The organism is Lentilactobacillus parabuchneri DSM 5707 = NBRC 107865 (genome assembly GCF_001435315.1).
GTDB classification, from domain to species: domain Bacteria; phylum Bacillota; class Bacilli; order Lactobacillales; family Lactobacillaceae; genus Lentilactobacillus; species Lentilactobacillus parabuchneri.
Genome location: NZ_AZGK01000012.1, coordinates 1 through 14054 on the forward strand (window position 1 = coordinate 1; position 14054 = coordinate 14054).

Annotated in this window: 13 protein-coding genes; 7 read left to right on the top strand and 6 right to left on the bottom strand. The window is 42.6% G+C overall.

The window, feature by feature from the left end; genetic code table 11:
- Nucleotides 1-124 precede the first annotated feature (124 nt).
- Nucleotides 125-2908 carry a DEAD/DEAH box helicase gene (locus tag FC51_RS09515; protein WP_057909636.1) on the top strand — a complete coding sequence of 928 codons (2784 nt, stop codon included), beginning with the start codon at nucleotides 125-127 and terminating at the stop codon, nucleotides 2906-2908.
- 88 nt (nucleotides 2909-2996) lie between these two features.
- Here FC51_RS09515 and FC51_RS09520 read toward each other — a convergent pair whose 3' ends face one another.
- Both FC51_RS09520 and sfsA read right to left on the bottom strand, forming a co-directional pair.
- The gene (locus FC51_RS09520; protein WP_057909637.1) at nucleotides 2997-3689 is read right to left on the bottom strand and encodes a glycerophosphodiester phosphodiesterase; all 693 of its coding nucleotides are present in this window, start codon (nucleotides 3687-3689) and stop codon (nucleotides 2997-2999) included.
- 136 nt (nucleotides 3690-3825) lie between these two features.
- Complete coding sequence (sfsA, locus tag FC51_RS09525; protein ID WP_057909638.1) at nucleotides 3826-4569, bottom strand: DNA/RNA nuclease SfsA; 744 nt, start codon at nucleotides 4567-4569, stop codon at nucleotides 3826-3828.
- A 197-nt stretch (nucleotides 4570-4766) separates the two neighbouring features.
- On the opposite strand from sfsA, the gene FC51_RS09530 reads away from it, so the two are divergent.
- The 3 genes from FC51_RS09530 to FC51_RS12655 all read left to right on the top strand — a co-directional run bounded on the left by FC51_RS09530 (nucleotide 4767) and on the right by FC51_RS12655 (nucleotide 6778).
- Entirely contained in the window at nucleotides 4767-5297 is a 531-nt protein-coding gene (locus FC51_RS09530; RefSeq protein ID WP_057909639.1) for a DUF308 domain-containing protein, read from the top strand.
- Nucleotides 5298-5657: 360 nt separating this feature from the next.
- On the top strand, nucleotides 5658-6395 hold the full coding sequence (locus tag FC51_RS09535; RefSeq protein WP_057909640.1) for a glucose 1-dehydrogenase: 738 nt from the start codon (nucleotides 5658-5660) through the stop codon (nucleotides 6393-6395).
- A 260-nt stretch (nucleotides 6396-6655) separates the two neighbouring features.
- Nucleotides 6656-6778, top strand: a complete 123-nt coding sequence (locus tag FC51_RS12655; protein WP_257786597.1) for a hypothetical protein — start codon at nucleotides 6656-6658, stop codon at nucleotides 6776-6778.
- An 83-nt stretch (nucleotides 6779-6861) separates the two neighbouring features.
- Here the strand turns inward: FC51_RS12655 and FC51_RS09540 are convergent, their stop codons facing one another.
- Complete coding sequence (locus tag FC51_RS09540; RefSeq protein WP_057909641.1) at nucleotides 6862-7785, bottom strand: NmrA family NAD(P)-binding protein; 924 nt, start codon at nucleotides 7783-7785, stop codon at nucleotides 6862-6864.
- 111 nt (nucleotides 7786-7896) lie between these two features.
- Here FC51_RS09540 and FC51_RS09545 point away from each other — a divergent pair, with 111 nt between their 5' ends.
- From FC51_RS09545 to nadC, 3 genes are all read left to right on the top strand, one after another.
- A complete protein-coding gene (locus tag FC51_RS09545) occupies nucleotides 7897-8502 on the top strand; it encodes a TetR/AcrR family transcriptional regulator (protein ID WP_057909642.1) in 606 nt (201 codons plus the stop codon).
- A gap of 125 nt (nucleotides 8503-8627) precedes the next feature.
- Nucleotides 8628-9806 carry an MFS transporter gene (locus FC51_RS09550; RefSeq protein ID WP_057909643.1) on the top strand — a complete coding sequence of 393 codons (1179 nt, stop codon included), beginning with the start codon at nucleotides 8628-8630 and terminating at the stop codon, nucleotides 9804-9806.
- A gap of 3 nt (nucleotides 9807-9809) precedes the next feature.
- Nucleotides 9810-10649: a carboxylating nicotinate-nucleotide diphosphorylase gene (nadC, locus tag FC51_RS09555; protein ID WP_057909644.1), complete on the top strand. Its 840-nt coding sequence runs from the start codon at nucleotides 9810-9812 to the stop codon at nucleotides 10647-10649.
- Nucleotides 10650-10767: 118 nt separating this feature from the next.
- On the opposite strand, the gene FC51_RS09560 is transcribed toward nadC, so the two are convergent.
- The 3 genes from FC51_RS09560 to arsC form a co-directional block, all read right to left on the bottom strand.
- Complete coding sequence (locus FC51_RS09560; RefSeq protein WP_057909645.1) at nucleotides 10768-11697, bottom strand: nucleoside hydrolase; 930 nt, start codon at nucleotides 11695-11697, stop codon at nucleotides 10768-10770.
- A 71-nt stretch (nucleotides 11698-11768) separates the two neighbouring features.
- Nucleotides 11769-13163 (bottom strand): amino acid permease, encoded by a 1395-nt coding sequence (locus FC51_RS09565; RefSeq protein ID WP_057909646.1) that lies wholly within the window; start codon nucleotides 13161-13163, stop codon nucleotides 11769-11771.
- Between the two features lie 413 nt (nucleotides 13164-13576).
- Nucleotides 13577-13996: an arsenate reductase (thioredoxin) gene (gene arsC, locus FC51_RS09570; protein WP_057909647.1), complete on the bottom strand. Its 420-nt coding sequence runs from the start codon at nucleotides 13994-13996 to the stop codon at nucleotides 13577-13579.
- Between the last annotated feature and the right edge of the window lie 58 nt (nucleotides 13997-14054).

A 14054-nucleotide genomic window follows, 5' to 3' on the forward strand; every position in this document is an offset into this window, starting at 1 on the left:
TCCTACATTTTACGGGTGCCTTTTACATAAATGTAAAAAGAAATCCACTTTATTCATTTAACTATAGCGTGATAGAATGTAATAAACAATTTATGGTTATTTAACGAGATTACGGAGATTATTAATGAATAATTATTCTCAAATATTCAAAATTGACGGAGATAGTTTTGTTCTCCTTGGCCTTGCAAAAGGAATCGGCGAAAAGATAACCGGTAAGGTCGCTATCATTCGTAACACCACATCCAAAGAACTTCGAGCGATTCCCATCAATGAACTGATGCGTTACTCAATTAATAAAGATAACCATGAAGCATTATTATCTAATCGCTTGGCTTTGTACAAGAAGCGTTTTGTTGGTCGAGAAGATGTATATGCTCATAGATATTTTAATAAGCGCCTAGGGAAATATATGTACAGTCCGGTTGTGCCGTTCAAGGATCGGAAACCTATACTAAATCAATGGATAAGCCTAAGTGATCGTGAATTAGAAAATCATTTAATTGGAACTGAGTTTTTGGGGTTCTATCCAATGTTTCCAGACAATACAACAAAGTACCTGGTCTTAGATATTGACGGTCACCACCAGGGCGATGAATGGCGTCAAATTACCAGTTCACTTCAAGCTATTTGCAATCAATATAGTATCCCCCACTTAACCGAGTTATCACAATCTGGGCACGGTTGTCATATTTGGATATTTTTCGACGCACCTCTTTCTGCAAGTTCTGCTCGCCGATTAGGTGACGCCATTTTAAAAGCAACAATGGCGATTAATCCCAACCTTTCATTTACGGCATTTGATCGGATGTTTCCTAGCCAAGATTTTATTAGCAAGGATAAAATTGGAAATCTAATAGCAGGACCACTTCAGGGGGACCGTCGTAGAGAAAACAAAAGTGTGTTCGTTGACGATTCATATCGTCCTCTGCCAGATCAGTGGAAAGCGTTAGCTGAAGTGCAATTAATCAGCAGCAAAAAACTGAATATCATTGTTAATACAATAAATGAAAATAGTCAGTTTCAATTCTTTAATGAACAAGATAAGCAATCAGACTTATTGAAGGAACCCTCAATAATCAACAAGCCGTTAACAATTATTCGCAATAGCGCTATTCTCATTCCGAAGGCCGGATTATCTGTAAAGCAGGTCAATCAATTAAAGTGGTTATGTTCATTTAAGAACCCGATATTTTATGAAAAGCAGAACAAACGAATGTCGCTTTATAACACACCCAGGATTATCAGCCTTTTTCAGGAAACACCGAAACACATTGTTATCCCCCGAGGACTGGAACAAGAAATTCTGAATTTGTTTCCTCACTCCAAGTGGATAGATAAAACGGTCCATGGAAATCCGATCCATGTAGAATTTAAAGGTGAACTTCATCCTGAACAGTTAAGGGCTCTTGAGTCCTTAGTAAGTCATTCCGATGGCATCCTTTCAGCACGAACCGGTTTTGGCAAGACCGTTGTGGCGGCGCAATTAATTGCCAAATTAAATATCAGTACATTGATATTAGTCCATGATAAAGAAATTGCGAAGCAGTGGATCACCCAACTCAATAAATTTTTGATAATTGCTGATGAACCATTTGTGCATGAGCTGACACCAACTGGACGAGTAAAACGCAAAGCTGCAATTGGCAGTTATTTTGGCACTAAACACAATCGGAGTGGAATTGTTGATGTTGCGACAATTCAGTCTTTTAAAAACGACAAAGCTAGTACAGAAATTTTGGACCAATATGGGTTAGTGATAAGTGACGAAGTTCACCACGATGCAGCCTTTACATTTGAACAAGTCATCAAAGCAATTAAATCTAAATACTTGTTTGGGCTTTCTGCGACACCTTTTCGTAGGGATGGTCAGGATCCAATAATCTTAATGCGTTTTGGACCTGTTCGCTATCAGACTTCTATGGTTGACGAAAAAACTGTAACGGATATTAAAAGAATTATCATTCCAAGGTTTACCACATTGGGGATAACGAATCTTGCGGCGACGAATTATACAATCAACGAAAATTATGAGTCCATGCTTAAAGATGGAGAACGAAATCAGTCAATTGTTCAAGACATCAAATCGTGCTTTGATATGAATCGTCACATTCTTGTTCTCACAAAAAGAATCGCCCATGTTGAAATCTTAGCAGGACTTTTAGGCAATTCGAACCACCTATTTCTTTTATATGGCAACCAGACTGACAAGGAAAATATTGATACAATCAAGACAGTTAACGAATCCTCTGATCCTTATATTTTATTGGCAACGAACAAATACGCCGGTGAGGGATTGGATATTCCATCAATTGATACACTGGTTTTGGCAATGCCACATTCGTGGAAAGGAAATAGTATTCAGTACATCGGACGCACCCAACGTAATCTGGCACAAAAATCAGAAATCCGCATTTATGATTATGTTGACATGTTCATCCCAATGCTGGCACGGATGTACAGAAAAAGGCTAAAAACATATCATGATCTACACTATAAAGTACTAAACGACAAATATAGTCAGCAAAAAGGCATCAACTTTTATGACGGTGCCTATCATGAAGATATGGTTACAGAGGCCCGCAAAGCATCAGACATCTTCATTTGTGAAAATAGGTTGAACTCGTTTATCCGGGATGACATAATCCCGAAGACAGGCTCGAAGAAAATCACAATGTTGCTCAATTCCATCAGTGCAAGCGACAAGACACTATTGAGGAAGACAGGTGTCAAATACACCCTTTACGATCAAAATCTTCCAAATGTTTTGGTTATAAACAAAGCACAAATGTGGTTAAGCTCAGATCTTGGATTTAGTAAAAATACAGGGATTACTGTTTGCATTAATCAGCCACAATTAGTTGAGCAGTTTATAAAGTTGTTACTACAAACGGTTGATAACCTCGTTTAAGTCTCCCAAAACGTATTCAATCCACAAAAAAAGCATCCCCACCACGCACAACGCGCACTGGGGATGCTTCTTAAATGACGACAGATTATTAAGCTAACACATTTGCTTTGATTTTCTCAGCACCTTCGAAGTTGTTGGTGAAAATGCCTGCAACATTCAAACTGAACAGGTGCTTTTGGGCTTGTGGGTCATCCACAGTCCAAATTCGCTCCTTGACGTTTCTCATCGGCACATAGTGGCTTAAATGCAAGCCCACCAAATGTTCCTTGGCCATTAACTCACGGGGATTCTTGATATCATGTTCCGACAGGTAGCAATACTGCTGCGTCGGATCCAGCTGGTACGCAATTTTGAGTGAATCCAAGTTAAATGACGAGTAAATGACTGGATATACCCAGTCATACTGTTTAACCATATTCAGAACAATTTGTTCGATATGATCGTAGTGAATCTCGTTGGTCTTAAACTCCAAGTTCATATGAACCGGCTTCTTATCGGCGAGCGCCAGCAATTCGGCTAGCATCGGAATTGTTTCGCCGTCACTTAAGTGAAATTGGCGTAGTTGTTTCAGCGTATACGATCGAATTTCACCAGTTCCATCGGTTGTTCGGTCAATTTTTTCGTCGTGCATAATGACCGGGACGTTATCCTTGGTCAAATGAACATCAAATTCCAAGCCGTCAATGCCATGGTCAATTGCGTATGCAAAACCCTTCAAAGAATTCTCTGGGAACATATGGGGATAGCCTCGATGGCCGAAGATCAATGTTTTACTTACCATTAGTTTTAAAGCTGCTTCCTTTCAACTCAATCCAACACGTGCGAGCAACAAATCGACACTCGCACTGATACGCAATTATAATAACACGCCTGAAAATAGTTTCAAGCTACTTTGAAAAAAGAATCAAGTTTCATTGTCAGCCAATCGATGATGGCAGCCCATCACTCACAAATTTCTGATCAAGATCAAATAAAACCGGCTGATCCAACTCCAATGTTTTCGGTGTCACTCGGCAATCATAGGCAATAACGTGAACGCCCTTGTCTTGTGCCCGGCCAATTTCTACTGCCAACTCATTAAAGATGTCGCGATCGATGGTCATGGCTTGAATATTATTCATCTGGATCACAAATAATAAGTAAGCGGAATAACCATCGTCAATTGCCCTGTCAAGGGTCTGGACGTGCTTAAGGCCCCTTGTCGTGGGCGCATCAGGGAAGGCCGCAATTCCCTGATTGGCTAACGTCACGCCTTTAACCTCCAAGAAAAACGGCCGACCATCGTCATCTTTCCCGCCAAAATCCAATCGAGAGTCCAGATACGTCACTTCAGGGGTCACTTCTTTGATCGTTTTAATTCCAGGAAGGTGAATATAGTTGGATTCCAATCCCGATTTGACCACCTTGTTGGGCGCCTGTGAATCAATATTGATCCACTGTCGATCATATTTTTTGGCGGCAACCAAATCGTAACGGGTCTTTCGTTTGGGGTTGTGGTTGTGTACCAATGCCGCGGTCACCCCGGGCTGAAGAATCGTTGTCCGGCCGGTATTTTTGACGTGAACCGTCACGACCTCACCAGTCTCGACCAATCGACAGTGTGAAATAAATCGGTTGGGCCGATCAATGAACTTTGCTAAGTGAATATTGGGATATTCCATGAGACACCTCACATTACCAGGACAGTGACAATCAAGCTTGCCAACGGTCCCTTTTTTGTCCTTGTTAACAGCTGATGTGTGCCAAAGACTAACGCTGGATAACCAACATCATCTTCTTGCACATGCGTGATTAATTACTGTTGTTTTACAGGTATAACTCGTATTATAGAGGTAATATCAAATTTGGGGGAATCAATATGTATTCATTCATGAATCAAATTCGCAATTATATCTGGCTTAAAAGTATTGCCTACATTGTTTTTGGGCTGTTTTTCCTAATTGAGCCGCACGAAACACTCAACGTCTCAATTGATTTAATTGCCGCCTTCTTCATCGTCTTTGGAATTATCAATTTAATTTCAGCCTGGTGGCAACGATCGCACAGTGAAGTTCCCGACTATAGCTTTGCGATCGGGATTACCCAACTGGTCGTGGCGGTGATCATCTGGATCCTCGCCAAACCACTATTGGCATTTCTCCCATTTATCCTGGGAATCATGTTAATCATCAGCGGTATTTCCAAGGTGCTTGATGCGTTGAACCATCGCCAGTATGTCAACGTTTCGCCGATGCCATTTGTACTCTACGGCATCCTGTTAATCCTAGTCGGAATCCTCTTGGCATTCAATCCATTCGGCACAGTGTTGATACTGCTGCAATTCTTCGGTGCCACCCTGATTGTAATGGCCATTATGGAAATTGTGACCGCTTGGAAATGGCGGGTATAAGTTCCACAATTTAACTTGTATATTATTTCACATTATCGTAAAATAATCTTGTGAATAAAACTGATGGTAGCCTATCCATTCATCAGTATTTGGTTCACAGGTGTGACGCTAAATTTTGTACCACTAGGAGTATCGCTCTATAACCATTAAGGCTCATTGTAGATGTATGTAGTTACTCGACTGCTTTAAAGCTTCAATCTTTACTAAAGTGTGGGGGCACTTGGGCACAATGCGAATGCGTTGTGCTTTTTCTTTTTGCAAAAAATGATCATGCCATTCGTTTGTGCGTTTATACACAAAATAGTAAGATTAAGTTGGATAGGAAAGTTTGTCGGGAACTCATGAAGGGAGTGCATCGTCATGGCTCGTTTAGACAATAAAGTTGCAATTATCACCGGTGGTGCAAAGGGGATCGGGTTTGCCTGCGCAAAACGGTTCGTTAAAGAAGGTGCCAAGGTTGTCGTAACCGATGTTGATGAGGAAGTAGGTCAAAAAAGTATTTATGAATTTGGCGATTCCGCGATCTTCATCAAACAGGACGTTTCTAAAGAAGCGGATTGGCAAAATGTCATTAAGAAAGCTGAAGCTCACTTTGGTCACATCGATATTCTTTTGAACAACGCGGGGATTCTGTCATTCAATAACGCTGAAGAAATCGATGAAAAGACATGGCATCAAGTCCTTTCCGTTGATTTGGACGGCGTGATGTGGGGCGTCAAATTCGGAATTGCCGCAATGAAAGAAAACGGCGGTTCAATCATTAATTTGTCGTCAATCGCCGGCTTGATTGGGATTTCGAATCTCTACGCGTACAATGCTGCCAAGGGTGGTGTCAGCATGTTAACAAAGTCCGCTGCTCTGTATTGTGCCGAAAAGGGCTATCCCATCCGGGTCAATTCCGTTCACCCCGGCTACGTTCACACCCCGATGGTTGATGTCTATCCGGAGATGAGAAAATCACTTGAAGCCCTCCATCCAATGGGACGTCTGGCCCAGCCGGATGAAATTGCCAACATGGTCCTTTACCTCGCATCCGACGAATCGTCGTTCTCAACTGGAAGTGAGTTTGTCGTGGATGGTGGTTATACAGCTCAATAATCACTGACAAAGTCGATGCCAAAATGGCACCGACTTATTGTAACATCATTTATTTTCAGCGCGCGACTTCAGCGATGTAAGCGCAACCAAATAATTTTCAGAAAATAATATTACAAAATGATGAGCTAAACATTTCAAATGTAACAATCAATGTCCTATACTGAAGGTAGAGTTAAAGAAAAGGCTTGGTTTGCCACTAACAAACTTTTGATCAGCCCCATTCTATCAGCTCTAAATCAACTAACAGGAGGACATGTCATATGAAGAAAAATTTGAAGAAGATGCTGGAACGTGTATTTGCTAAAAAGCTTCAAGATGCAGGAAACTTGCAAACAAGTGAAAGCAACCGACTATTTTGGAACTCAGTTACTAAAGGACAATGAAAATGAAAGTTAAGTTAGATGGGATTATGTAGGCACCTATTTCAGATTGATTGAAATAGATGCCATTTTTGGTTCTTAAGAGGCTATTTATCGATGAGCGTATTAGATTGATTGGTCATATCAGGTTTTTCATATACCTGTTTAAACTCACGAACAAAGTCAGCCAACTTGAACGTTCCAATGGTCGTCGGCTCATTTTTCAAATCTCCATAGACCTTCTCCGAATCACGTTCAAAGACACTCATTTGGACAAACAGTTCAGCTAAGTCCTCAGGAACGCCTCTTGCAACCATCGCCTGCCGGGTCTGTTCGTCGGTAATTGGTACAAAGTGAAGATCAGGCATTTCCAGAGCCTGTTTCAGTGCGTCAATCAACTCAGTGGTTGTGAATTCATCACTATATACATAATGAATTGTCTTTCCTTGTGGAACATGAAGTAGGAGCTTCTCAACAACCGCCGCAATATCCTCAGGTGCGACCCAACGACGTTTGACATCGGCTGGAATGTTGGAATAGATTGCATGATCATTTTTAATGCTGTCCATATTTGAATACAGGTTACTATAAAAGCCAACTGGTCGAACAAAGGCAACATTCACGTTTGGCAGTGCCCGAAGCTGATCTTCAATCAAATGGTAGGCATATACGACACCGGCATCCGGATTATCAGCGCCCATACTACTCAAATCAACCACATTGGTCACCCCTGCTTGCTGGACGGCTTTAGCAAATATTGCTCCCTGCGCATTAGTACTCTCAAATACTGATCCGGTTGGCCCACCTATCGACGACAACATCAAGTAGACAGCGTCAGCGCCAGTAAACTGTTTCGTCAAAAATTCAGCGTCCTGCATATCTCCGATGGCTGGAATCGCGCCAATTTGTCGAATTTGGTCTGCGCGCTTCTCATTTGAACTAATCACCGTTACGGTATTTCCTGCCCTAACCAATGCAGGTGCAACGATACTGCTAATGTGACCAAGTGAACCTAATAGTGTGTATTTCATTTTGTATTTCTCCTTAAAAAATAGACTTATCTTTTATGGCACCTATTATAAAAGATAACTCTATCTTTTGTCAACATTGAAATCAAACTATTTTTCAAGTACTCTATATGCATGAAGAAAAAAGATTTAACGAAAGAAAAGAAAATATTAGATGCCACCGTTCAGATCATTATTGACGAAGGTGCTGCGGCCATTTCGACGACAAAAGTCGCTAAAAAAGTCGGCATTTCCCAATCCAATATTTATCTGTATTTTAAGGATAAACGTGCGTTATTGGACGGGGTTTATCTGCGTGAGATTGGTCGACTGGAGGAAACCACAGGTATGAAGCAGATGCTCGACCCCAATGAAGCCATGATTCCCCGTGTTTTTTCATACCTGAAAGCACTGTATGATTTTTCTTTAGCCAATCCTCACAGCCTCTTTGTGATCGAGCAAATCAAGCTTCTTTCAAGAGACTTTCCGGACTACATCGAAAATTTAGTTGGTCCCAACAACCCAGTTGCTCAACTATTTGAGACTGGGATTAAGGCAAAAGTCTTACGCCCCATTGATCGCAGCTTGTCGATGACGATAATCTTTAGTGTCATCCGCCGGCACACAGAAAATATCCAAACTGGCGTATACTCGGAGAACGACGCTTCTTTTGCGGCTGTTAGTCGGATGATCTGGGATGCAATTACGATTGTGCCTTATCCAGACGAATTACTAAAATAATCGCAGCTGAAAAATCACTTGTACTTTTCTCCAAAGGGGCGTATCCTATTGATTAAAGTATTTTGTACTTTAATATGCACAAATAAAAGTATTTATTACTTTTAAATTTGATAGGAGGGTTTTTAATGGAAAATACAAACCAAAAGTCAAAGTCCTTTACGTTTCTAGTCATTGGAATGGCTTGGATGTTTGATGCAATGGACGTTGGCTTGTTATCGTTTATCATGTCAATCGTTCATAAAGAGTGGTTGTTGACGAACTCCCAAACTGGTTTGATTAGCTCAATCAGTACTGTGGGGATGATTTGTGGGGGCTTTTATTTTGGAAGTCTTGCGGATCGAATTGGCCGAAAAAACACACTCATTATCACCCTGTTAACTTTCTCGATCGGTAATTTAGCACTCGCTGCAGCCCCAGGATTTTATATGTTTTTAGCTATTCGTTTTATTGTTGGAATGGGACTCGGTGGTGAATTACCAGTAGCTGCAACCTACATTGCAGATATGTATCGCGGACCCAAGCGATCCCAGATGCTGATTTTAGCTGATAGCTTTTGGGCCGTTGGTTGGTTAGTGGCTTCATTTTTATCGGTCCTGTTTGCCCCACTGATTGGTTGGCGGGGACTGCTGATTTTAACTGCCTTAGCTGGCCTTTTCGCCTTGGTCTTACGTCGTCATATCCACGAAATTCACACGCTGCCAACACAATCAAGTGAATGGTACGCGACTTTAAAATCTGAATTCCGACCGTGGACAATTACCCTTTGGATTGCCTGGTTCATGGTGATGTTTAGCTATTACGGAATGTTTATGTGGCTGCCAAGCATTCTTTTGGATAAGGGCTACGGCATTGTCAGCGGCTTTGGCTACACTACCATTATTATTGTCGCTCAGCTTCCCGGTTATTTTTGTGCAGCGTGGCTCGCCCGACGAATCAAGGTAAAATACGTCTTTTCGATTTACATGTTTGGCACAGCTTTGGGAGCCATCATGTTTGGGCAGTCTACAACCGCACTGATGATTGTCATTGCAGGATGTGTCCTGTCATTCTTCAACTTGGGTGCTTATGGCGCAATCATCGCCTTGACCCCCGATCTTTATGAAAACAAAATCAGAGGAACGATGACTGGAATGGCTCAAGGAATTGGGCGAATTGGTGCGATTGTCGGCCCACTGATGGTGGGTGTACTCATGGATCGTCAAACAAGCGTTAACCTTGTCTTCGTAATCTTCATGATTTCATTGGTCATCGGCGCCATTGCGGTATTGACGCTGCCCGCCTCCCAAGACAGCCAAAAGGAGTAACTGATGAATAATATCCTACTCAAAGAAAAACTACGGGAATTTCTCAATGAAGACATTAATTTCGGCGATATGAGCCTCAAGTATTTGAATGGTTCAAAAGTGATTGCTGGTGCATTCATTGCTAAGCAAGCCGGCGTTGTTTGTGGGCAAGACATTCCGCAACTGGTGTATGACTTGTTGGGGGATGCGTCATATACAGCGGTTATAAAAGACGGTCAAACTGTTACTGCGGGAACCGTCATTGGTGAAGTTAAGGGCCAAGCGTCGACACTTCTCACCGGTGAACGGGTCATCCTTAATCTCATCCAGCGCATGAGTGGGATCGCTTCAACTACCGCAAAAATCGTTGAAAAATTAAATGACCCAACCATCAAAATTACGGATACCAGAAAGACCGCGCCTGGTTTGCGGTTATTTGATAAGTTTGCGGTTTCTACAGGTGGCGGCTTTAATCATCGCTTTGACTTGACCGGTGGCATTATGCTTAAAGACAACCATATCGCATTGGCCGGCGGAGTCAAAGCGGCGTTGCTCACCGTTAAAAAGAACGTTGGCCCACTAACGTCAATTGAAATTGAAGTGGAAACCGAATCTGAACTAAAAGAGGCAATTGAAGTCGGTGCCAACGTTATTATGTTTGATAATCAAAAACCGGAAACGATCAAGAAATGGAAACAGCTGGTACCTGAAACAATCCAGATTGAAGCGTCTGGCGGCATTACCGAAGAAACCGTGGCGGCTTTTAGGGGGTGTGGCGCTGACTATCTCTCAATCGGAAACTTAACAAATGATGTTTCGCCACTTGATATCAGCTTTTTGGTTAAAGGCGTCATCAAGAGTTAAAGGAGATTTTTAAGTCTCACTTAATTGGCACGAAAAAACGGCTTTCGCGGATTAAATGCGAAAGCCGTTTTTTCTTTTTCGATTGTAGCCCCATTTAGTTTCCAAGAGGGACTGATTACTATTCATCGTGTGTCAGAAGTTCGTCAAATTTATCATAGAATGCCTGACCATGAACGGACGTTACCAAATTAATGGGTCGACCATTTTCAGTTTCAAACGTTCGTCCGGCGCCGTCACCACTGGTGATCACATCGCCTTTAATATCCTTTGACTCAATCAAGTCCGGATACTGGCTGGCAACCGTCGTGAGTACATCCCACAGATAGTAGGTTGAATTGGCCTCATAAGATGAAACCAACGCGTAACCCTGACCAATCAAATCCATCATTGGATAACGGCGCAGGCTGGCCCAGTGCTGCTGGACGTCCGCGTTTAACGGCACTTGATTGGTACTTTCCAAGCCAACCATTTGAATATCAATGTCGGCATCAAAAACCGTCTTGACCGCCTCAGGATCCCAATAAGCATTCCATTCGGCAGTTCCGTCATGTTTTGGTTCAAGCACATTTCCTTCCGTCCGCATCGTGCCGCCCATCCAATAAAGGCGGGCAATGTTTTTCACGATTGACGGGTCAACTTCTAAGGCACGGGCCAAATCCGTTAATGGTCCAGTCATGACTAAATCTGTTTTTCCGGGGGTGTTTTGCAGCTTGTCGATCATATCCAAATGAGCGGGTTTATCAGCGAGTGGCGTCGTTGGTGCGCCATGCTCATTTAATAATGGAAAAGCATCAAATGAAAATGAGCTTAATCGCCACTCCTTTGGAAATTGGTGAACAGCCCGCGAATTAGACGCAGCAACTGACACCTGGGCACCGTGGCCAAACCTTGTAATGATTTTGCGCGATGCGGGAACCGACCCTTCGATATAACCGTCAGCATCGATCACACCGACTCCGGTCAGGTTCACTTCCGGCATTTGTAAGAGCAGTAGCAATGATACTAAATCATCAACGTTGCCGTCATGGTCAAAGTAGACATTTTTCACGATTTCATCCTCCTTGTTGGTTATCTTTATCATACAGGATGGCGAATCGCGGGTCTAATGAAAATCGACGATTAATCGTTCTCAACATCCAAATGCGCTGGATTACGACGATGCAAAATAATGTAAAAGGCAACGGCCCAGATAACGGCCCCAACAGCTGGCAAAAATGAGTCACTGCTGAAAAATAGGCTGCCAAAGATTGCAACAAAGAATACGACTGTTAAGGGATTTGACCAGCGGTATGCGGGCATCTTAAAGCCATCTGTTCGAAAGTCTTTTGAATGACGATATTTCCAGTGAGCGACCATCGTCAGCATGCACACCAGAATGTAAATATCGCTGGAAACGGACGCAATAAACGAGAAGGCCGCGCCTAGCGAGTTAAAGGAACTGATAATCGGTGCTAGAAGCATCATGCCGGCCGAAAACAGAACGCTCACAATTGGAATACCGCTTTTTGAAACCTTTTGAAATGGTTTTAACCCAGCCGCATGTGATTCTTGGGCCAGTTGATATAAATGCCGGCCAGTAGAAAAAATTGCACTGTTTAACGTCGACATCGCCGCGGCAATCACGACGATATTAATGACTGCGGAAGCACCGGGAATCCCCGCCAAGTTAAAGATCTGAACAAACGGACTTTGATTTGGGTTCAACGTTTTCCATGGTGTAATGGCCATAATAATAATCAATGAGCCAATATAAAACAGCAGAATTCTGGCAATGATTTGGTTGACTGCTTTAGGGAGTACTTTGCGGGGGTTCTTGGTTTCAGCGGTTGTGATCCCCACAAACTCCATTCCCTGAAAAGCAAAGAACACCATTGGAAAAGCCATAATAAACTGATGGATACCATTTGGAAACAGGCTAAATCCGTTGGTAATATTCCCCCAAGAAGCATGCGTACCGGCAGGATTTTCATGATGCGTAAAGACCAGATAGATCCCAATAATGATTAACGCGAGAATTGCAATCACTTTGATGCCGGAAAGAAACGTCTCGGATTTACCAAATGAGCTAACCATTGCCAAATTGACACCGCTTAAGATGAGCAGGAAAAGTACCTGAATCAGGGGTGCGGGAACTCCTGGGAACCAGTATTTGACATAGGTTGAAATTGCCGTAAGCTCAGCCATGCCTGCTAGAATCAGTTCGGCCCAATAACTCCAAGCGGCGAATTTTCCAAGTCTTTGATTGACGTATTTGCCAATAAACGACACAAAAGTATGTTGCTCAGGATCGGAATACATCATTTCACCAATCGCTCTCATCATTAAAAAGAAAAAGATGCCAATCACTAAATAAACGAAAATAATTGATGGGCCGGTTCTATGAATCGTACTGCCGGCACCTAAAAACAGTCCGGTCCCAATTGAACCGCCAAAAGCAATCATTTGAACAGCCAGGTTGGACAAGCCCCGCCTGGTTCCGTCCTTGTTTACTTGAATCTTTTCTGCTGCTAACATGCTGTGTAGCCTCCTTAGATAATGACGATGAAGACAAAAAAACGCCCCTACAGTTAAATACTGCAGGGACGTATACACGTGGTGCCACCCAGGTTCATAGTTAATTTCGCAATCAGCCATCTTAATAACTCGTTAGCCAAAACGGCCAATTAAGTCTGAGATCGTAACGTGTCTTAACGTAGGCATCGCTTTCACGTGTCTAATGCTCTGAGCTCATCTTCGCAAGTGTATCTTTGACCGCTTCTCACCTCACGCGGCTCTCTTTATCAAAGGAAGGCTTGCTACTCTTCTCATCATCGCTTCATATTTTAATTTAATACTAATGTTAGCATCGTTTTTTGGAAATGCAAGACCGTTTTTTCAGAGGTCATTGAAAACGCAACTATAACAGTGTCTACACTAACTCATCAATTTTATTTTCTTGATTGTGCCAGTTGGCTAACCCGATCTTGAATGCCATCCCGGACGGTCCGAAAGGCGGCTAATTTCTCCGCTGGACTGCCGGATACTTCGGCCGGATCCGGAAACGGCCAGTGCTCGCGGCGGACTTGTGGCGGCGTTACTGGGCAACGTTTTTCGGCATCACTGCAAAGCGTCACAACCAAGTCGGCATGGGCTAAAATATTGCGGTCAATACGCTTAGACGTTTGATCGGAAATATCGATTCCAATCTCCCCCATCACTTGAACAGCCAGAGGATTCACCCCATGCCGTTTCATTCCGGCAGATAACACCAGATAGTCATCACCCAGATAGTATTTACCGAAACCCTCTGCCATCTGGCTTCGACATGAATTACCGGTACATAAGAAGTAGATAATCTTTTTCGCCATTAGCGGGTCCTCCTCGAATAAAAGATTGCTTAACCACAATAATTTTAACAGGTTTTCC